This window comes from Aeromonas sp. R5-3, from assembly GCF_040908225.1.
Lineage (GTDB): Bacteria > Pseudomonadota > Gammaproteobacteria > Enterobacterales > Aeromonadaceae > Aeromonas > Aeromonas dhakensis.
The window spans coordinates 112,381-132,507 of the sequence record NZ_JBFODH010000018.1 but is presented as its reverse complement, the minus strand read 5'-3'; the positions used below and the strand labels follow the sequence as shown (position 1 = coordinate 132,507).

Genomic DNA, 20,127 nt, shown 5'->3' with positions numbered 1-20,127 from the left:
AACGGGGCTCGCGTCATCAACACATGGCCTGCAGGACGCAGCCATCAGGAGAGCAAGGACATGCCATCGACAGTCACCGCCGGCCCCCGGATCATCCCGCGCCTTCTGCGCACCAGTGCCATCACCCTGACCCTCTGCCTGAGCCACTACGGCTGGAGCGCCACCCTGCCGGCTGACCTCAAGTGGGAGAGCAACAACATGGATCCGGTGTTCGCGGATCCGGCCGCCAAGCGGGGCGGCACCTTTCGCGGCTTCATGACCAGTTTTCCGCTGACCCTGCGGGTGTACGGTCCGGACTCCAACGGCGGCTTCGCCGGCTATGTGCGGGAGACCAACCTGCCGCTCTTGAGTACCCACCCCGTCACCGGCAATCCCATGCCCATGCTGGCCAACGAATGGGCCTTTGGGCCCGACCACAAGACCCTCTATCTGCGCATCAACCCCAAGGCGCGCTGGTCTGATGGCCAACCGGTCACCGCCGATGACTGGCTGTTCACCCTCAAGCTGCTGCGCAGCAAGGAGATCAACGACCCCTGGTACAACAACTACTACAGCACCCAGATAAGCGACGTCACCAAGTTTGACGACCACACCCTGGCCATCTCCAGCGGCAGTGCCAAGAGTCGCCAGGATCTGCTGGAATCCCTCCCCTTCACCCCGGCCCCCAGCCACGCCATCAAGATCACCGCCGACTGGGTCAAGGAGTACAACTGGAAGGTGCTGCCAGTGACCGGCCCCTACCAGCTTGGCGAGGTGAAGAAGGGCAAGTCGGTCACCTTCGAGCGGGTCAAGGATTGGTGGGGCAATGACGAGCGCTACTTCCAGCACCGTTTCAACCCGGACCGGATCGAGCTCAAGGTGCTCAGGGATCAGAACATCGCCTGGCAGCACTTCCTGCGCGGCGAGCTGGATACCTTCCCGCTGGTCATGCCCAACTGGTGGCACGACAAGACCAGGACGCCTGAGTTCGAGCAGGGTTATATCGAGCGACTCTGGTTCTACAACCAGACCCCCCAGTCCCCCATGGGGCTCTATCTCAACACTGCCGATCCGCTGCTGCGCGACCTCAATGTGCGGCTCGGCATCCAGCATGCCCTCAACCTCGACAAGATGCTCACCACCCTGCTGCGGGGGGATTACCAACGCCTCAACAGTTACGGCTCAGGCCAGGGGGAGTTCACCAACACGGAGCTCAAGGCCCGCCCGTTTGACCCCGAGCTGGCACGCCAGTACTTCGCCAAGGCCGGTTTCACCAAGCCAGGCCCCGACGGTACCCTGCAAAACGACAAGGGCCAGCCGCTGACCCTGAGCATCACCTACACCACGGCGGAGCACGCCCAGCGCCTCACCCTGCTGCGCGAAGAGGCCAAGAAGGCGGGGCTCAACCTCGAGCTCAACCTGATGGATGCCTCGGCCGGCTTCAAGTCGATGCTGGAGAAGAAACACCAGAGTGCCTGGATGGGCTGGAGCACCAGCCGCTATCCCGCCTACTGGGAATATTTCCACAAGGTCAACGCCAACAAGCCGCAGACCAACAACATCATGAACATAAATGACGACGCCATCACAGCCCTGGTGGAGCAGTACGACAAGGAGTTCGACTTCGCCAAAAAGGCGGCGCTGTCGCGCCAGATCCAGCAGCGACTCTATGAACTGGCCAGCTTCGTGCCCGCCTATCAGGTGCCCTACACCCGGGAAGGGGCCTGGCGCTGGATAAAACTGCCCAAGTTGCCGGCGACGCCCAAGAGCGAACTGCTCTACTGGCCGCTGGACGGCAGCAACAGCGGCTACAGTTACGGCGGTCTGTTCTGGATTGATGAAGAGACCAAGGCGCAGACCCGGGCCGCCATCAAGGCAGGCCAGCCCTTCCCGCCCGTCACCCTGGTTGACACCACCTATCAGCAGCAATAGGGCAACCCGCTTCTCTGCCAGGGTGTGCCAAGGCCATCAACAAAAAGACCCCGCACAGTGGCGGGGTCTTTCTTTGCAACCTGGGTTGCTCGCTGAGGCAGAAGGCGCTTAGCCGCGCTTGGCCTGCTTCTGGGCGATGGCGTCGGCCACGTCGGCCGGCTCCAGCACGATACCTTCCTGATCCGGCGTCGGGAAGACGGCCACGCACAGCTCATCCTGCTCCATGCCGTCAATCCAGCGCTCCAGCCATACCTTGAGGGTGATGGACTGCGGCTTGCAGTCGGCCCACTCCCCTTCGGCCCACGCCTTGGCGTACTCCGGGTGCGGCCATACCGGGATGCAGTCTTCATCGTCGGTGGTCAGCATCATGACGCCGTGCTCGTCGGTCAGAACGAACAGCTCTTCGTGCTCGACCAGCTTGCTGATGAAGTGATCAAAGCGGTAGTCCGCGTTCAGTTGCAGCGCTGCATTGCGCTCGGTGTCGCTCAGTTCATAGCTCATCGGTCAAGTCTCTTGTGCAATAAAGGGCGCCATGTTCACATCTTGCCGGCGCCTTGTCCAGTATGAGAGATCGGTCACCGATTTTTGAGCCGGTTCACCCGAGCTCAGGAGTCACCAGGTCGATCTCCGCCATCTCGCCAAGGCGCTGGCGCAGCCAGTAGGCCGCCTCCACTTCGACGAAGCAGAGCTGATCCCGACCGGCCCTAGCCCCCGCCAGGATCTGCGCAAGACGAGCCTGCTGCGCGCTGTCCCAGGCATCGGCCAGCTTGCCGCCATGAGCCTCTTCCACCACCTCGCGGCGCAGCTCGAACAGGTTGTCGGTGATCGGGCTGTTGATCTTGGCCGGGCTGTGCCAGTACATCTGCAGGTTGTCCATCATCTCGCTGTCGTAGTTGGCCAGCGCGTCCAGCTCAGGCGTCGCCCCCTCTTCACCGGTCGCGAAGTCGCACCAGGCTGCCGTCAGCGGTGCCAGGCTCTGCGCGGTTGCGCCCTTGCCATGCTGACGCAGGGCGGCGACATCAGCCCCCTTGCAGGTGGGTAGCCAGAGATCCCCCTGATGTTGCTCAAGCAGCGGCAGCAGCAGAGAGGCCGGGTAGACGGGAAAACGGGAACCCAGGGTGTGCAGCAGGGATACCAGTGTGATCTTGACCATGGAATGCGCCTTGAACCGGGGGCCGACAGACAATATCGGCCAGATAGACAAAGGAAGCCCTATCCTATCATGTTTGGCGCCGCAAAGCCGGACTCAAACAATTCTCAATTGATTCACCAGATGACGACCAAAAAAGCAGCGTTTGAGCACGCCAGGGAGAGAGAAAGCCCAATAGTTTGAGCCAGCGCCCACTAAAGTGGATCCGGGAGTGCTAGTTTGCATACATCTTTAGCGTAAGGAGTGCATTCATGATCGGGATCGACCAGGTTTCCAGCGAGTTTGTAAACGATTTGAAAATACTGGCATGCTTTGATCCGGCCAACATGAGCCTGGGGATCAAGTTGCGCAGCGACATGTCCGACGAACTCTGCCAGGCGGCAGTTCGCCTGCACCAGCAGGGACTCATCAGCGCGGAAGATGGCGGCTATCTGACGCCCTTTGGCATGACCATGGTGGAACACCTGCAGCACCTGCTGGTGGCACTCAAACCGCTTTGACCGTCTTGGGAGCCCACAGCGAAAAGTTGAGCAGCTCCCAGCGTTTCCCTTGACGCAACAGACAGGCAAACAGCAAAGGACCTTCGGGTCCTTTTATCTTGCCATCGACCATCCACTCCCCCGCCCGTTTCGGCAACGGCTGCGCCCTGATCTCGTCCGGGAGCCTGCCAGCGCCCACCCGCACCTGCACAAACTGCTGGCACACGGCCATGGCCTCTTTCTCAACGAGGTTAGGCCCCTGTTTATCGGTGGAGGCAATCAGTGTGGTGGCGAGCAGAAGGGATGGCAGCATAGTCGGCACAACATGCAGAAGTAGAAGGTCACGCCTCACACCGACGGACGGTGAAAAACGCCCATAAACAAAAAGCCGTGGAACCCAAAGGCACCACGGCTTTCTTAAATTCTGTAAGAATTACAGAGCAGTTACGTTCTCAGCCTGCGGGCCTTTTTGACCTTGGGTCACGGAGAACTGTACGCGCTGACCTTCAGCCAGGGTACGGAAGCCGTTACCTTGGATGGCGCTGAAGTGAACGAAAACGTCCGGGCCGTTTTCTTGCTGGATGAAGCCAAAACCTTTGGTTTCGTTGAAAAACTTAACGGTACCGGTGATCATGTTAGACATATCTTTAAACCTGTATTCAAAATAATTACTTATGCTTTTCAGCGGATAAAGCTCAAAAAACGGGATTAACTTATGAACAACAGGAAAAGATGTAAAACATCATATTCATTGACATAACTATCGCCCTTTCAAGCTGGTTGAGATTATACGTGGCTTTGGGGATTACGCAAACAATTTGTGCCCTGCCACGGCAGGGCACAAACGTTACAGCGTAGCCGCTTCCAGTGCCTGAACCAGGGCTTTGAGGAAGCGTGCCGCCTCGCCGCCGGTACAGGCTCTGTGGTCGAATGTCATCGACAGTGGCAGCGCTCTGACCGGGCGCGCCTCCCCATGGATGAACACCACCTTCTCGAACAACTTGCCCGCGCCAATGATGGCCACCTGGGGCGGCGTCACGATCGGGCTGGCATAGCGGCCCGCGATGGCGCCGAAGTTGGTGAGGGTGATGGTTGCCCCCTGCAGCATCTCGCGCGGTACGGCGCGCGCCTTCACGTCGGCGATCATGCGATCCAGCCCCTGGCGCAGATCGGCCCCTTCCCGCTCGGCCACGTTTTCCATTACCGGCACGTAGAGCCCATGTTTGGAATCCACCGCAATGGCCACGTTGACCTCCCTGAACAGCCGTCTTGACAGAGTGTCGCCGTCGAACCAGGCATTCATGGAGGGCTCGGCCCGACAAGCCACCCCGATGGCCTTGATGAGCCTTACAGTAACGTCTTCATCGGGGCGCCAGTGGCGCAAGTCCACCTCGTCGGTGATGCTGACCGGCACCACCGTCTGGTGCGAGAGCTCCATCGCCTTGGCCATGGCCCGGCGCGACCCCTTGAGGAACTCGTTGCCGCTGCTCTGCTGGGCTTCGAACGCTTGCTGCACGTCCTGCTCGGTCACCATGCCGGCACTGCCGCTGCCCTTGATCCGCTCGATGTCGAGCCCCAGTTTCTGGGCCAGCAGGCGCACCGCCGGCATGGCCTGCACCAGGGCGCCGCCGGGGGCGATGGCGCCCACCACGAAGTGATCCTCGATATGCTGCTGATGAGCGTTGACCTTGCCGACCACGGTGCCGTCATCCTCGCCGCCTTCGAACTCCACCAGCGGCGCACCTATGTGCAGAATGTCCCCCTCCTGTCCGCACAGCCTGGCGATGACCCCAGCCACCGGTGAAGGAACATCCACCAGCGCCTTGGCCGTCTCTACCGACAACAACACCTGGTCGACACTCACGGTATCGCCGGCGCTGACCTTCCATTCGACGATCTCGGCTTCGGCCAAGCCTTCACCCAGATCCGGTAATTTGAAAAATTTCATAGCCACTGGTTCTCCATCAGCTGATGAGCCGCATCGGCAATGTCCTGCTCGGTGATGAGGTAATACTCTTCGTTGCGGTAGTAGGGGACGGCGGCGTCCACCCCGGTAAGCCGTCTGGGCGGAGCCTTGAGGGAGGTGAGCGCCTCCTCGGTGACCCGTGCCACGATTTCGGCGCCGACTCCGAAGCTGCCGCACGCCTCGTGCACCACCAACAGGCGGCCGGTCTTGCGCACCGATGCCAGTATGCTCTCCATGTCCAGCGGCTTGATGGTGGCCAGATCCAGCACCTCGCACTGGATATCCTGCTCCGCCAGCAGGTTCGCTGCCCGCATCACCTCCTGGATGCAGGCCCCCCAGGCGACAACCGTGAGGTCACGGCCGGGACGCAGGGTGAAGCAGACATCCAGCGGCAGGCCGATGCCGTCATCCACCACGTCGGACTTCATGGAGCGATAGATGCGATCGGGCTCGAAGAACATCACGGGATCCGGGTCACGGATAGCCGACAGCAGCAGGCCATAGGCCCGTTTCGGGCTGGAGGGGATCACCACTCGCAGCCCGGGAATGTGGGCAAACAGGGCTTCCACGCTCTCGCTGTGGTGCTCGGGGGAGTGAATGCCGGCGCCGTAGGGGGAGCGGTAGACGATGGGGCAGGTGATGCGGCCCCGGGTGCGATTGCGCATCCGCGCCGCCTGGCAGATGATCTGCTCCATGCCCGGGAAGATAAAGCCCTGAAACTGGAATTCGGCCACGGGTTTGAGTCCCTGGGTGGCCATGCCGACCGCCACCCCGGCGATCAGCCCCTCGGCCAGCGGCGTGTCGATCACCCGCTTGAAGCCGAACTTGTCGCGCAGGCCCACGGTGGCGCGAAACACCCCGCCGTTGACCCCCACATCCTCGCCGAGCACCACCACATCCGGGTCCCGCTCCATCTCGTGATGCAACGCCAGATTGACGGCCTCGAGCAACGTCATATCACTCATGCTTCCTCCCCGCTGTGCTGCTGCATGCCCTTGGCGATGATGCGCTGGCGCTGCGTGCGGTAATCCTTCGGCAACTCGGCAAACTGATAGTCGAGCAGGGTTTCCGGGGCCTGCGCCGCCGTTCCTTCATAGACGGCCACGGCGCGCTCGACCTCGCGGGCCGCCTCGGCCAGCAGTGCCTGCTCCTGCTGCTCGTCCCACCAGCCTTGTTCAAACATGAACTGACGCAGCCGCTTGACCGGCTCCTTGGCCCAGGCTGCTTCCACCTCGGCCGCTTCACGATAGCGGGTCGCATCGTCGGCCGTGGTGTGATCCCCCAGCCGATAGCTGACCGCTTCGATCAGGGTCGGCCCCTTGCCGCTGCGGGCGCGTTCGACGGCGCTGCGGGTGGCCTCATAAACGGCGACCACGTCGTTGCCGTCCACCTGGATGCTGCGCACGCCGGCCCCTATCCCCTTCTGGGCCAGGGTGGGGGCGCTCGACTGCAGCTTGCGCGGCACCGAGATGGCCCACTGGTTGTTGTTGATGATCATCACCATGGGCAGGTGCCAGACGCCGGCACAGTTGAGCCCCTCCAGGAAGTCACCCTTGGAGGTGCCACCATCGCCGATGGTCACCACGGCGACCCTGGGTTGATTGCGCAGTTTGAAGGCCGCGGCGATGCCGGCGGCATGGGTGATCTGGGTGGCGATGGGCACGCAGATGGGCAGGTCCTCGGAGAGTTCACCGTCGGCCTTGTAAAAGACGCTGCCGCGCTCGTCCCCGCCCCAGTACTGCAGGTTTTTCTCCATGGGCACGCCCCGCACATAGAGGGTGGGCATGTCCCGGTAGTAGGGCACGTAGACATCCTGCGGCTGCATGGCGAGCCCGACGCCTATCCCGACCGCTTCGGCTCCCAGATGGGAGGGAAACGTGCCGAGTTTGCCGGTTCGCTGCAGCGCGATCGCTTTCTTGTCATAACTGCGCACCATCACCATGTTTCGGTAGAAGGTGTGCAGCATCGCCTTGTCCAGCCAGGTCGGTAGTGTGGCGACCGGGCGCCCTTCCTCATCGAGGTAACGAAGGAAAGGGATGTCGACATGGGTCATAACTGGCTCCTTGCCGTTGTCAACGTCACCACCATGAGGTGACCCCTTGAATGTAAATAGATTGTTAACCAAAGGGCAATGAGATTTAGCCAGGTAAGACCAGTAGAAACTTCTTTAATTTCAGAAAGAAGCTGGATTTTTCGGCTGAAAGAAAACGAAACAGGGAGCCGCATCGGGCTCCCTGTCAGGGCGGGACGGGAGCATCAGGGGCTCCCGCTCCGAGCTGCACGGCCGGCAAGGCCGGCGGCAGCCTGAGATTGTCATCAGGGGTCGCGCCGGGTTACTCCCACAGCCGGGTCGGCACCACCAGCAACACGGTGCGCTGGCCGATGGCCACGTTGGCGTTGGGGAACACCACCGCCTCCCGCGGTTTCTCTACCGTGTAGCGCAGTTCGCCATCCTCGGCCAGCACGAAACCCTGGGGAAATTCGGTGAAATTGTCCACATCGCTGGCAAACAGGAAACGAAACTGCTCCGAGCGTTTGTTGATCACCCGATCGATGGCAAAGATGGTGAAGTCATCCGCTCGCCAGGGCTCCAGCTCCACCTCATCCCGGGTCACCAGATCCTGCAGCGCCTGCCGGGTTTCGATGAAACGGGTCATGTCGTTCTCGCCGAACGGGCGCACCTTGCCCAGCTCCACCGTGAAGGCGTGAGCGCCATGGTGATGGGAGCTGTAATAGCTGAAGGTGGTGGTGGGGCCGCTGGAGAGCAGAATGGTGCGCACGCCGCAGGCACCGAGAAACTGTACCTGCTCCTTGCAGTGAGGCCGCTCGTGGGGGAAGGGGTAGACGGCAAACTTCTCGTGGCGCGAGCCGCGAATGGCGGTGTGCAGATCGTAGTGGTAGCGAGGCCTGGCCGCGTCGGCAAAGAAGCGGCTCACATACTGCTCGAGGCGCATGGCGCGGATCCGCTCCTGGTTGCACAGCCCCTCCCCCTTGCTGTGGGCGCCGGAGAAGAGCCGGTTCATGTTCTCCTCCACTTCCCGCACACCCAGGTTCATGGCTGCCGGGTTGCCGAACAGGAACAGTACCCGATGGCGGGCCTTGAGCTCACCGCAGAGCAGGCGAGTCAGCAGCTGGTTGCAGATCTCGATGGGCGCGGTTTCGTTGCCGTGGACGCCGCAGGAGAGCACGATATCCTTGCGCCCACCCGGCAGGTCGCCGGCACCGCTGGCAGGCTCCAGGCAGAGCACCCCCGTATCCCACACACTCGCGCGAGCACCATCCGGCAGATCAAATGAGAACGGCTCAAGCTGCCACTCGTGGCGGCGGGTCAGGGCCAAAAAGTCATGCTGGGGAATCATCCATCTCACCCTTTTGTCAGGAACGCTATGGGCGGATTATACGCAAGGCGCTTCGGCTTAAAATCAATTTTTAAACAAATTCAAACAGTAATGTTACAAGTTTGAGCGGGAGCAGGATCGGGGCGTGGGGAACAGAGAGAAATTGGCACAGAGCCGCGAGGAAAGAAATGGGGTAAAGCGATCAGCGTGAAGCAGCTGATGAACAGGGCAATCCATCAACCCGTGACGGTGGCGGTTTGCGACCGTGGATCAGCAAAAAAACGAGGCATCCTTGCCCGGCAGATCAACCACGCCAGAACGGCTTGGTGGTCTCTTGATAACGATCGGCTTCGTTCAGACCGATGTCCTTGAGCAGGTATTCGGGCAGCTCGGAGAGCTGGCGACGGCTGCGGCTGCGTTCCAGCCAGGTCAGTACGGTCATTTTGACGCGAGCAACCAGATTCAGTTGGCTGGAATGCTGGTAACCGGCGGCGGTATAAGTCATGTTGGCCATGATATGGCTCCTCTGTAGGGTGTCTGCGCGGGTGCAAATTTGTTGCGCAAAGCTTAGTCAGGGGGTATGGCCGACTCAATTGACGAATTTTGATAGCAGACATTAGTAAAACTAATGGTTGATGTCCGCGGCGAGACAATCATAAGATACTGATTATAAAAGACTAACAAACCTTTTCTGGGCCTGATGAAAGGCTGCAGCATATTCTCCTGCATGGCTCCCTTCTAACTATGCAGTTTCCTCTGCTGGCTATGCACTCCCGTCCTTGGCAAAAAGCAGGGTCAACCGGCTGTTTACATTCAGTTGTTAATGAAGAGATCTTTCATTGATCTTCAATTAACACGTTGATACACCACAGTTACCTTCCAGTGACCCATCGCCTTGCCCGCCTCTTGCTCCCACTTGGCACGCATACACAGGGCTGATATGGTTATTTATACAGTACCTTTACCGCCTTGCCGTTTCCCACCCCATGGGCCGGCAAGGGCGACACAGGATATGCCGATGGAGACATTCACCCCCACCGCCGCCTTGCGCCAACAGATGGAGCGGCTCGAAGAGGCGCTGGCCAGGCTGGCGGATCAATTGACGCAGCTGGAGCTGCTGGAAGCCCACGTCTATCCCCTGCCCGCCGTCGCGCAGGGAGAGGAGCACGAGCCCATCGACACCATCACGGTGGGCTACCTCGATGGTGAAGAGGCGCTGGCCGCCACCCTGGCCGCCTATCGGGATCACAGTGCCCGCGCCGGCTGCTCCACCAAGGCCACCCATCGCCTGCCGGGCTGGCTGCGCTTGCCCGCCGCCAGCGCCCCGCTGCTGCGACCGCTGATCGACGAGATCAATGAGTGCAAGCTCACCTTCAAGGCCCTGGTACAGCAGGCGGGCAGCCGGGACGAGAAGTTCGAGCTGGTACACAGGGCGCTGCCCGGGGTCATCACCCTGCAGGTCTATCGCAAACTGACCCTGCTGGAGGGTGACCTGCATTCGCTGGGCTTTACCTGGGCCGACAAGCAGAGCATCAACCGCCTCAGCCGCGAGCAGGTGCTGGAGATGCTGGAGCGCAGCCGCCGCTATGTCCCGGCGCTGTCGGACAACGAGGAGTGGAGCAAGATGGTGGATCAGGAGGTTTACGATATCCGCCGCCTGCCGGCGGATGCAGAGCTTCGGATCCGCCGCCCGGTCAAGACCCACCCCATGATCAACCTGCTCTGGCTGGATCGGGAGCCCCGCAAGCAGCAGATCAAGGCAAGCCTACCTCTGTTGCTCTGCGCGGACAGCCAGCCGGCCGTCACCCATCTGGGACACTACCCGCCCAAGCTGCGCCAGGCCAGGCGGGATCGCAAGATTGGCGGCGAGCCCGTCATAGAGCGACTCCACCTCTACCTCTATCAGGGGTAAGGGGGCCTTGCCCACCAGGCACAACCCACTCAGCTCACCGCCCGTATCACCCAACAACAAGGGGGAGCATCACAGGATGCTCCCCCTTGTTTCTTGCGCCGTGTCAGCCCCTCGTCAGCTCATCAGCAGGGCCCGCAGGCTCTCCACATCCAGCCCGCGCACTTCCGACTGGCCGCTCAGCAGGCCATCGGCCAGCGCCCGCTTCTCATCGTGCAGGGCGACAATCTTCTCCTCCACCGTCTGCTCGCACACCAGGCGATAGACGGTCACCGGCTGGGTCTGCCCCATGCGGTGGGCCCGGTCGCTCGCCTGATCCTCCACCGCCGGGTTCCACCAGGGGTCCAGGTGCAGCACGGTATCGGCCTGGGTCAGGTTGAGCCCAGTGCCCCCCGCCTTGAGGCTGATGAGAAACAGCGGCACCGCTTCGTGGCGAAAGCGCAGGATGGAATCCTGCCGCGCCTTGGCCGAGCAGCCACCATCCAGATAGCAATAATCCCACTGCCGCTGCTCGATGCGGGTGCGCAGCAGGCTCAGCAGATCGACGAACTGGCTGAACACCAGCACCCGATGACCACCGTCGATGGCCTCCTCCAGCAGCGCCATCGCCTCGTCCAGCTTGCTGCTGGCCTCTGCCCACTCCGGCATCACCAGCTGGGGCGAGCAGCAGAGCCGGCGCAGCCGGGTCAGGCCGCTCAGCACGTGCATCAGGGCGCGACCATCGGCACTTTGCACCTGCTGCACCACTTCGCGCCGGGTCGCCTCGTAGAGCTGGCGCTCCGCCGGGGAGAGGCTGATGTGGTGGATGATCTCGGTCTTGTCCGGCAGCTCGGTCAGCACCTGGTGCTTGAGCCGGCGCAGGATGAAGGGGCTGATCACCGCCCGCAGCAGCGCCATGTGCTGGGGATCCTTGACCGCCTTGCCAAAGCGGCGCTTGAACTCGCCGAGGCTGCCGAGCAGCCCCGGGTTGATGAAGGTGAAGAGACTCCACAGCTCCCCCAGATGGTTCTCGATGGGGGTGCCGGAGAGGGCGAGCCGAAAATCCCCGTCGAGCTGGAACAGCAGCTTGGCCCGCTGGGTACCGGCGTTCTTGATCTGCTGGGCCTCATCCAGCACCATGCTGGACCAACGCCGCGACTTGAGCGCCTCCGCCAGGCTGCCGAGCATACCGTAGTTGAGCAGGATGATCTGCCCCGCCCTGGCCTCGCGCACCATCCCCTCCCGCTCGGCGGGATTGTCGAACACCACCACCTCCAGCTCGGGGGCGAAGCGGGCCACCTCCTCCTGCCAGTTGGTGACCACTGACTTGGGTACCACCACCAGGGCCGGCCCAAGATGCTGGCGCATGCGCAGCACGATGAGGGCCTGCAATGTCTTGCCCAGCCCCATGTCATCGGCCAGACAGGCACCGAAACCGTGATGGGCCAGGGTCGCCAGCCAGCGCACCCCCTCTTTCTGATAGTCCCGCAGCGGCCCCATCAACTCGTCCGGGCACGCCACCTCCTGTTGCCACTCCTGCTGGAGGTTCTGCCAGGCGGCATCCCCCTCGGTGGTGATGACGGAGAGCAGCCGGGTGAGCGGATAGGCCAGCTTGTTGTTGATGCGCTGCTCGTCATCCAGCATGGCCCCCAGCATGGTGAGCCGCTCCACCAGCTTGTCGCTCAGCATCAGGCTGGTCTTCTCGTCGAGCTGGACGGTGCGCTGGCCCGGCGTCAGCTGGCGCAGGATCAGGCGCAAATCGAGGATCTGGTGTTCATCGAGGGAGAGGGCCCCCTCCACCTGGAACCAGTCCTGACGCCGCTCGATGCGCAGGCTCAGCGCCGCCTCATCGAGGCTCTTCAAACGCGCGCTGTCCTGATGCCAGTGAATGACCACGCCGGCATCCACCAGCTCAGGCAAGGCGTTGACCAGCGCCAGTGCCTGCTCCCCCTCGAGCCGCCATTCGCTGCCGGGCAGCTCGATGGGCAGCTGGTTGCGCAGCAGCTGGGCCTCGCCCCGCTCGGCCGCCAGATCCCGCTGCCAATAGTGATAATCCTTGATCCCCTGGCGCACGATGGCCTCCCCCTTGCCAAGGGGCAGCGGCGGCAGCTCCTCGAAGCGGGTCACCAGCCTGACCGCCAGCTGGCCATCCTGCCAGTCGAGCTGCACCGAGGCCACTCCGGGCCAGGGCGTCAGCTCGGCATTGCCGTGCAGCCCCGCCACCTGGCTGTGCCAGGGCAGATCCGGGATGGCATCCAGGGTGCGTTGCAACTCCGCCAGCCCCTCGGCCGGCAGGTCGGGAATGGCCTCCAGCGCCGGCAGGCGATCCTGCAGAGCCTGGGGGGTGAGGATGAGCTGCCACAGATCCTGCGCAAGCGGCAGTATGTGCGCCCCTCGTGCGGCTGCAGCCGGGCTCAACACGGCCCCCATGCCCTGCTCGGTGGCCACGATCTGCAGCAGTGGCGCCGTGATGGCGAGCTGCAGCTTCTGCCCTCTGGCATTGAACAAACGGGAGTGGTTGGCCAGCGGCGCCCACACCTCGCGCGGCAGCCGCCCCATGTTGCGCGGCAGGGTACGCACCAGCGCCCAATCCTCTTCATCGAGCAGGGCGGCGTACTGGGTGGAGAGCAGGGCGGGATCGACCCGGCGACCGGCGGTCCACTCCCCCTTGGTGCTCTGTTTCTGGATCTTGCACTCGAGCTCAGGCCCTTCGGCGTGAAGCAGCCAGACCAGCCGCTCCTGCGGTTTGCGCACGCCGCTGGAGCGGCCCAGTCCCTGCAGCCAGTTGAGCCAGCTGGCCGAGGCGGGAGCCTTCTCCTCATCCTCAGACGCACTCCCCTGCTCATCCGGCCCGGCGGCCCGCAGCTGCTGCAGCGGGGCGCGTTCTGCCCCCTGCCCCAGCAGCAGGCGCAGCAGATCCTGGCAGAAGGCCATCAAGCGGTGACGGGGCGCGGCCTCCAGCACGTGGGAGAGATCCCACTTGTGCAGGATGGCCACCTGGGGACTCTGCTCGCCGTGCCGGGCCAGCGCACAGAGATCGAGCCAGAGGTAACCCCAATGGAGCTCCTCCAGCGGCAGTTGCAGGGTGTCGAACAGCCCGACCGCCTGGCCGTGGCGCTCCCCTGCCCACTGTCCCAGCAGATCGGCCAGCAGGGGGAACTGATTGGCCAAAGTGCGCAGCCACTTCTTGCGCTGCTCGCTGGCCAGCACGGGATCCGCCTGCTGCAACCAGCCCAGCCAGAGCAGGGCACTGAAGGTGGCAGGCCACTGACCCGCGCCCGTCGCGTCCGCTGACGCCTGCCAGGCACCCAGCGCAGCCAGCAGGCGCTCGGCCAGCGGCTGCTCGTCTTCCTGCTCCGCCAACTGCTGCAGGGCGGGCCAGTGAGTGGTCGCTTCCCCGCTCGGCTCGCCGCAGAGCCATTGCCACTCGGCGGAAAAGCCCTCGGTCAGACCGGACAGCTCGGGCGCACAGTGCTGGGCAAGCGGGGTGAGCGGCCACTGCGGGTGGGGCTCGGCATCGAGCAGGGTCTGCAGGGCAAAGTGCTGCATCAGCAACCGCTGCCACTGCGGGCTCGAGCCGGCCAGCAGCAGCTGGGCGTCGGGCAGATCGAGCAGACTCAGCAGGTCGGCCGCCAGATAGTAAGCGGGTACTTGCCCGGCCTCTCCCAGACAGAGCTCGCGCACCAGCGCCTGGGCCATCTCCTGACCGGTGACCGACGGCACCCGTGCCCAGTTCGGCATGGGGCAGTCGCCGCGGCGCACCGCCAGGATGAGTGCCAGCGTCCCCTCCGCCGTCAGGCTCCACTGCTGCTCCCCGCGCTGGCGAACCAGCCCCTGCTGCTGCAACTGACCGAGCCGATCCGGCAGGGCCTGTCCAGATGGCAGTTGTTCTTGCAAATAGCGGGTACTGGCGGTGCGCTGCAACTGCAGCTCGCCAAGCAGGGCATAACAATCTGAAGAGAGAGTGGACGCAGACATCGAGACTCACGGGCCGGTGCAAAAGCGGAATTTTAACGGGAAAGCGACTGCGGCTCGACCCTTAAGCGCGAAATAACGCAAAAAAGCTGGCGCCTGCTGGTCGGGCCGACCATGACGACGGGACGCAGACAACCCGTCATTGCCGCCCCCGCAGCCCTGACGGGGAAACTCGGCCATAAAAAAAGGCGCCGTAGCGCCTCTTGGAAAAGATCCTGTTCTGGCGTCAGCCTTCCAGCCGGGCCAGACGCTCGGCCAGCGCCTGCAGCTGCGCCTTGAGGCTCTCGACCTCCTCTTCCAGCGCACTCAGCCTGTCCGCCGCCGGCGATGCATAGTTGCCGACGGGGGCCGCCTCGGCCAGCGCCTGCAGATCCACCTCGCCGCTGAACAGGTGGGCGTAACGGGACTCCCGCTTGCCCGGCTCGCGCGGCAGCTTGACCACATAGGGGCCACGCTCGATGAGGGTTGCCAGCACCGCATCCACCTCGGTCACGTCATCGAAGCTGCACAGCCGGTTGGTGCGTGAGCGCAGTTCACCCGGCGTCTGCGGGCCGCGCAGCAGCAGCTCGCAGATAATGCCGAGCTCCTGGGCGGTGAACTTCAGCTCGCCGAACTCGGTGTTGCAGAAGCGGTGTTGATAACGGGGAACCCGGGCGTTGAAGCCGGCGGTATTGACCACCAGCCGCTTGCGGATCAGCTCATCCACCACGGCCCGGATGTCGAGCTCGGACAGCTCGAGCACCGGCTCGCGGTTGCTCTTCTGGTTGCAGGCGTTGACCAGCGCATTGAGAGAGAGGGGGTATTGATCCGGGGTGCAGATCTCTTTTTCGATCAGACAGCCGATCACGCGGGCCTCCAACGGGCCAAGCACTAACTCCATTTCATACTCCCTACTAAGCAAGACGTTGAGGCCACTATCTTAGCCATGGCGCCCCTGCCGTCCAGCAGTGGCCACCATTTTTGCGAGGCGATGGGGCAGTTGATGAAACATCGCGCAACCGCCCCGCCACCGTCAGGAGGAGGGTTTGCGCTCCAGCGCCGTGGCCACGGATTTAGCGGCCGTGCCGGTCAGCAAGGGATCTGCCGGATAGAGTGCCAGCGCTTCGCTGCGCAGGGCCCGTGCCTCCTCTTTGCGTCCCAGCGCATCCAGCGCGATCACCATGTTGGCGTAGATATTGGCCCTCGGCGTGTGGCGCACGAAGGCTTGCCCCCACTCTAGATAGGCCTCCAGCTCCGCCTTGTTGTTGCTCTGGAGGCCCACCGTCAGCCGCACCGAATTGACGTCAAACTCCACCCGGGTCAACCAGGCCATGGGATTGATGACATCGAGCAGCAGGGTCGGCTCCTTGTAGCCGCCGCGCTCGTACTTGGTCACCACCCAGGCGGTGTGCAGCGCCGTCAGCATGAAGGGCACCACCAACAGGGGGATGGCAATGGCGGTAAAACGCAACAACAGCCAGGGGCGGTAGACATGCTCGCGCCAGCTGGCTCGTCCTGCCTCAAGCAGCTCCTCCTCCACTTCCGCGTCCAGCACGTACACCAACATCAGCAAGGCCCACCAGAGCGCGATGGCGTGGTAAAGCGGGTATTCGGTCTGGGTGTGCAGCAGGATCGGAGTCACCAGTGCCAGCAGGGCTGTGCCCTTGCGCCAGCCGGCCCGGCTCGCCCGCCACAGCAGGGCAGCGCCCATCAGCAGCATACCCAGCATGGGGGCTATCCCCCCCTCTACCGCCCAGTAGAGGAACTCGTTGTGGGGGTGATCGAGGTTGTATTCGATCTGCACCATGGCCGGGTTCAGCGCCTTGTCGGCCATGTAGTGATGGAGGAAGGTGGTTTCAAAGCTGCCGTAGCCCCAGCCCACCCAGGGAGACTGGCCAATCAGCTTGGCGGCATAGGGCCAGTAGATGGAGCGCATGCCGCCGGATTGATAGGCCTCCAGCCCACGCCTGAGGCCGTCAATCCAGTATTGGGAGGCAACCCCCAGCAAGATGCCGAGCGCGACCAGCACCAGCACCCTGGCCAGCAGACGATGCCGACGCAGCTCGGTCACCAGCAGGAGCAGCGCCAGCAAGCCACCCAACTGCCCCACCCGGGATTGCAGCACCACCAACAGCAGGCTGGCAGCCAGGATCACCCCGTAGCGCAACCCACGCAGCCAGACATGGGGATTGCCACGCAGCTCCAGCCAGCTGGCCAGCGCAAGCCCGGTCGCCATGAAACTGGCCATCACATTGGGTTGTTGAAAGATACCGTAGGGGCGGTTGACGTGGGTGTCATAGCCGATCCAGTTGCCCGGCACCAGCAGGTAGTACTGCACCAGGCCCAGCAGCGCCTCGATGGCCACCGCCCCCAGCAGCAGATAGAGCAGTCGGTCACGGGATGCCCGCGCCAGTTGCCATTGATAGAGACAGAACAGAAACAGCAGACCGGCGAACAGCCCTAGCAAACGGGGAATGGCATAGTCTTTCAGTTCAAAGCCGGGATAGGCCATGGGCAGCAGCAGCAACAATCCCCCGAGCCAGAGCCAGCCCTGCAACGAGGAGAACACTAGCCGCTGCTGCAAAGTCACCCGCCACAGCCCCAATCCGATGACCAGACTGGCGAAGATCCAGCCCCAGGCGTTGAACGGCAGATAGAGCCCGGCCCCACCGGGGTTGTGCATGAAAAAATGCATGCCCAGCAACCAGTACAGCGCGCTGACGGCAGCAAAGAGACCCGTATTGGTCATCTTCCTTGATCCCCTTTATGTTGTTGAGCAATGTTCATACGTCAGTGGCGCTGATGCAAACATCAAAAAAAGGGGGGCCATAGCCCCCCGTTTCTTATTTCATTTTGTCATCATACCTGTTCTGGCCGGCGAAAAGCATGCCGAGCCAGTACGATGCCGATCCCCAGCATACCGCCAAGCAAGGTGGCCAGCACGACTACCAGAGGACGCTTGGGTTTGTCACGGCTCAAAGGCTCGCTTGGGGAAGAGAGGTAGGAGAAAGATTGAAATGGCTGCTCGCCAAGCCTAAGTACCTTAAGAGAGTTCCGTTGCAAGCGCAGATTACCGAGGGTCGGGTTCATGAACTCGGGGTTCTTGATCTCCTTAAGTACCTTGAGCTTCTCTGCTAAAGCCTTTGCCCCGAGATCAATGGGCAAGCTACCTTGATCTTGCAAGTTCTGAACAGGTTCTTCGATTCCCGCAGCCTTGGTGATACGCAGGCTGTATTCAGTTCTCAATAAATCATCCTGCAACTGCATCAACGTATCGTTCTTCACACTCTCGAACTGGGTATCTAACATTTTTAGCTGGTTCCTCCAAATAGTATCCAGCTCCTGATTTTTTACGGCTAATTCCTGCTGCTGAATAAAATCGATGTATTTTTCGAGGCGCTGCTCAGCCTCTGCTGCCGTGCTAGCCGAAAAGGATAACGTTGTGTTGTCGCTCAACTTATCTGACAATCTAGCATTAATACCATCAGCCATTTTCGCCAATAGTAAACGCTTCGTGCGCTCATCAGTGATACCCAACCGTGTTGCTTCGGCATCCAAATACCCTTCGTCGGTCAAAAACCGGCGCTTATTATTAAAGCTGTTAAAACTGTTCAAAAAATCATTGTAAAGAGATTTTTTATCAAAAATAGCAAAGGCTGTTGTAGGTATCTGAGCCCCCGCTAGCTGGGCAATTTTCAGCTCAAGAGATTCGATCTCTTTAAGGGTCGGCTGCTTTATTTCCGCCTGACTAATCCAGACTTGAGGAGCAAAAAAAGCGTAACATAGTCCTGCGAGGAAAAATACGCCGACCATCAGTATTACAATCATTTTCTGCTGCCACAATAGCAACAATAGCTCATGTAAATCAAAGTCGTCAGAGGTGGGCTTCCAGCTATGTGGAATAGGCATCTCGGACTGGTTGGTAATTTCTTTATTAGTCATGGCGACATTTTCTTCCTAATCAGTTAAGTGAATTAATAAAAGGTGCTTGGCGATCTTTCTCAGATATGAACAATGGAGAATTTTTCATGATAGGCCAGTCAATATTCAGCACAGGGTCAGCCCAATTTAGAATTCGTTCATTATCTGGACTGTAATAGTCGGTACATTTGTAGAGCACTACAGCCTGTTCGCTCTGCACATAGAAACCATGGGCAAATCCCGGAGGAACCCAAAGCGACATTGGCTTGTCACTACCTAGGTGTTGTCCAGCCCATGCTCCATAGGTTCTGCTTTCTTTGCGCAAATCAACGACCACATCGAAAACCGAACCAGAGATAACTTGAACAAGCTTGCCCTGTGGCTGCGCTATCTGATAATGCAGACCACGTAATGTTCCTTGCCGAGAGTGACTGATATTATCCTGTACGAATGTATAATCACCACAATACTTCATAAACTCACGTTGACGAAATAGCTCCATCAACTGGCCACGCTCATCCTTGTGGATCGCATGATAAATGAGTATTACATCAGGAATACATAATGATTCGAATGTCATCCAACTGTGCCTTGATAGGATTACGCTGATTTATTAATAGAAAGCTGTCGAATAGTTTCCACTACTCCCTCCTCCCAAGGAGAGAAATTAAATCCAAAAGTGTCACTAAACAACTTATTATCTAGTCTCGAGTTCAATGGCCTTCGTACCTTACTCTCATAATACCTACTTGCTACAGGAACAATCGAGGGTCTACAACTTAGCATACCGGAATGGAAAGCCTCCTGAAAAATTAATGTAGCATATTCATACCAGCTGACGTGTCCACTCGCGACGACGTGATAAGTTCCCTCAAGTAATGGATTAGCCAGCGTCTGACTGATTGCACTAAAGGTAGCTTCAGCCAACATCCGAGCCGATGTAGGAGCACCGATTTGATCACAAACTATTTGAAGGGACGAATGGCTCGGAGCCAAGTTCAACATCGTTTTAAGAAAGTTTGATCTATAAGGACTGTGCAACCAACTTGTGCGCAATATCAATCGCCGGCATCCACTTGCTATAATGGCTTGTTCACCTTGCCATTTGCTCAAACCATAGACGTTCAAAGGAGCAGGCTTATCATTCTCACACCATGGCTTATGACCACTGCCATCAAATACATAATCTGTAGAAAAGTGAACCAACAAAGCCCCGACATTTTTAGCCGCCTTGGCCAATATATCTACAGATTCTGTGTTGATTTTATACGCCAATTCAGATTCAATTTCGGCCTGTTCCACAGATGTATAAGCGGCTGCGTTAATAACAACTGCAGGCCGTAATCTTGTTACCAAGTGAGCTAATCGATCAGGGTAAAGCAGCTCTACATCCGTTCGCTTGGGCAACAAAATGTATTCTTCTCCTGCCAACTGGAAAAGACTCAACCCAAGTTGCCCTGCGCCCCCCAACAACAGTATTAATGAATGATGATTCATTGTATATGTGTTTTATTAAATAC

Annotated in this window: 18 protein-coding genes; 3 read left to right on the top strand and 15 right to left on the bottom strand. The window is 60.4% G+C overall.

Translation table 11 applies throughout. The features are described from left to right. Window positions 1–60: 60 nt before the first annotated feature. Entirely contained in the window at window positions 61–1,911 is a 1,851-nt protein-coding gene (locus tag AB5Y95_RS08950) for an extracellular solute-binding protein (RefSeq protein WP_368160661.1), read from the top strand. Window positions 1,912–2,019: 108 nt separating this feature from the next. On the opposite strand, the gene AB5Y95_RS08945 is transcribed toward AB5Y95_RS08950, so the two are convergent. Both AB5Y95_RS08945 and AB5Y95_RS08940 read right to left on the bottom strand, forming a co-directional pair. After that, entirely contained in the window at window positions 2,020–2,412 is a 393-nt protein-coding gene (locus AB5Y95_RS08945; protein ID WP_005302792.1) for a DUF2750 domain-containing protein, read from the bottom strand. 94 nt (window positions 2,413–2,506) lie between these two features. Next, complete coding sequence (locus AB5Y95_RS08940; protein ID WP_206220391.1) at window positions 2,507–3,064, bottom strand: hypothetical protein; 558 nt, start codon at window positions 3,062–3,064, stop codon at window positions 2,507–2,509. Between the two features lie 248 nt (window positions 3,065–3,312). On the opposite strand from AB5Y95_RS08940, the gene AB5Y95_RS08935 reads away from it, so the two are divergent. Next, entirely contained in the window at window positions 3,313–3,561 is a 249-nt protein-coding gene (locus AB5Y95_RS08935) for a TIGR02647 family protein (protein WP_005302794.1), read from the top strand. Here AB5Y95_RS08935 and AB5Y95_RS08930 read toward each other — a convergent pair. The 7 genes from AB5Y95_RS08930 to AB5Y95_RS08900 all read right to left on the bottom strand — a co-directional run bounded on the left by AB5Y95_RS08930 (window position 3,548) and on the right by AB5Y95_RS08900 (window position 9,358). Continuing rightward, window positions 3,548–3,853 (bottom strand): hypothetical protein, encoded by a 306-nt coding sequence (locus AB5Y95_RS08930; RefSeq protein ID WP_368160659.1) that lies wholly within the window; start codon window positions 3,851–3,853, stop codon window positions 3,548–3,550. The genes AB5Y95_RS08935 and AB5Y95_RS08930 overlap by 14 nt on opposite strands. Window positions 3,854–3,973: 120 nt before the next feature. Then, entirely contained in the window at window positions 3,974–4,183 is a 210-nt protein-coding gene (locus tag AB5Y95_RS08925) for a cold-shock protein (protein ID WP_005302803.1), read from the bottom strand. 204 nt (window positions 4,184–4,387) lie between these two features. Next, window positions 4,388–5,488, bottom strand: coding sequence for a dihydrolipoamide acetyltransferase family protein (locus AB5Y95_RS08920; RefSeq protein WP_024942458.1), 1,101 nt, complete (start codon window positions 5,486–5,488; stop codon window positions 4,388–4,390). Beyond that, a complete protein-coding gene (locus AB5Y95_RS08915) occupies window positions 5,485–6,471 on the bottom strand; it encodes an alpha-ketoacid dehydrogenase subunit beta (protein ID WP_005302805.1) in 987 nt (328 codons plus the stop codon). Before AB5Y95_RS08915 ends, AB5Y95_RS08920 begins: the two co-directional genes overlap by 4 nt. After that, window positions 6,468–7,559: a pyruvate dehydrogenase (acetyl-transferring) E1 component subunit alpha gene (gene pdhA / locus AB5Y95_RS08910; protein WP_017782312.1), complete on the bottom strand. Its 1,092-nt coding sequence runs from the start codon at window positions 7,557–7,559 to the stop codon at window positions 6,468–6,470. The genes AB5Y95_RS08915 and pdhA overlap by 4 nt, the downstream gene beginning before the upstream one ends. Window positions 7,560–7,839: 280 nt before the next feature. Next, entirely contained in the window at window positions 7,840–8,865 is a 1,026-nt protein-coding gene (gene astE / locus AB5Y95_RS08905; protein WP_368160657.1) for a succinylglutamate desuccinylase, read from the bottom strand. Window positions 8,866–9,148: 283 nt separating this feature from the next. After that, a complete protein-coding gene (locus tag AB5Y95_RS08900) occupies window positions 9,149–9,358 on the bottom strand; it encodes a DUF1127 domain-containing protein (RefSeq protein ID WP_005302810.1) in 210 nt (69 codons plus the stop codon). A gap of 504 nt (window positions 9,359–9,862) precedes the next feature. Here AB5Y95_RS08900 and AB5Y95_RS08895 point away from each other — a divergent pair. After that, window positions 9,863–10,756, top strand: a complete 894-nt coding sequence (locus AB5Y95_RS08895; protein ID WP_017765641.1) for a DNA replication terminus site-binding protein — start codon at window positions 9,863–9,865, stop codon at window positions 10,754–10,756. Between the two features lie 114 nt (window positions 10,757–10,870). On the opposite strand, the gene AB5Y95_RS08890 is transcribed toward AB5Y95_RS08895, so the two are convergent. The 6 genes from AB5Y95_RS08890 to rfbD form a co-directional block, all read right to left on the bottom strand. Next, the gene (locus AB5Y95_RS08890) at window positions 10,871–14,710 is read right to left on the bottom strand and encodes a DEAD/DEAH box helicase (protein WP_368160655.1); all 3,840 of its coding nucleotides are present in this window, start codon (window positions 14,708–14,710) and stop codon (window positions 10,871–10,873) included. 223 nt (window positions 14,711–14,933) lie between these two features. Continuing rightward, window positions 14,934–15,587: a YceH family protein gene (locus AB5Y95_RS08885; protein ID WP_017765643.1), complete on the bottom strand. Its 654-nt coding sequence runs from the start codon at window positions 15,585–15,587 to the stop codon at window positions 14,934–14,936. A gap of 132 nt (window positions 15,588–15,719) precedes the next feature. After that, window positions 15,720–17,435, bottom strand: coding sequence for a PglL family O-oligosaccharyltransferase (locus tag AB5Y95_RS08880; RefSeq protein ID WP_042008500.1), 1,716 nt, complete (start codon window positions 17,433–17,435; stop codon window positions 15,720–15,722). Between the two features lie 110 nt (window positions 17,436–17,545). Then, the gene (locus tag AB5Y95_RS08875) at window positions 17,546–18,628 is read right to left on the bottom strand and encodes an LPS O-antigen chain length determinant protein WzzB (protein WP_368160653.1); all 1,083 of its coding nucleotides are present in this window, start codon (window positions 18,626–18,628) and stop codon (window positions 17,546–17,548) included. Between the two features lie 19 nt (window positions 18,629–18,647). After that, entirely contained in the window at window positions 18,648–19,187 is a 540-nt protein-coding gene (gene rfbC, locus AB5Y95_RS08870) for a dTDP-4-dehydrorhamnose 3,5-epimerase (protein WP_244366863.1), read from the bottom strand. Window positions 19,188–19,207: 20 nt separating this feature from the next. Further along, complete coding sequence (gene rfbD / locus AB5Y95_RS08865) at window positions 19,208–20,104, bottom strand: dTDP-4-dehydrorhamnose reductase (RefSeq protein WP_368160652.1); 897 nt, start codon at window positions 20,102–20,104, stop codon at window positions 19,208–19,210. Window positions 20,105–20,127: the final 23 nt, after the last annotated feature.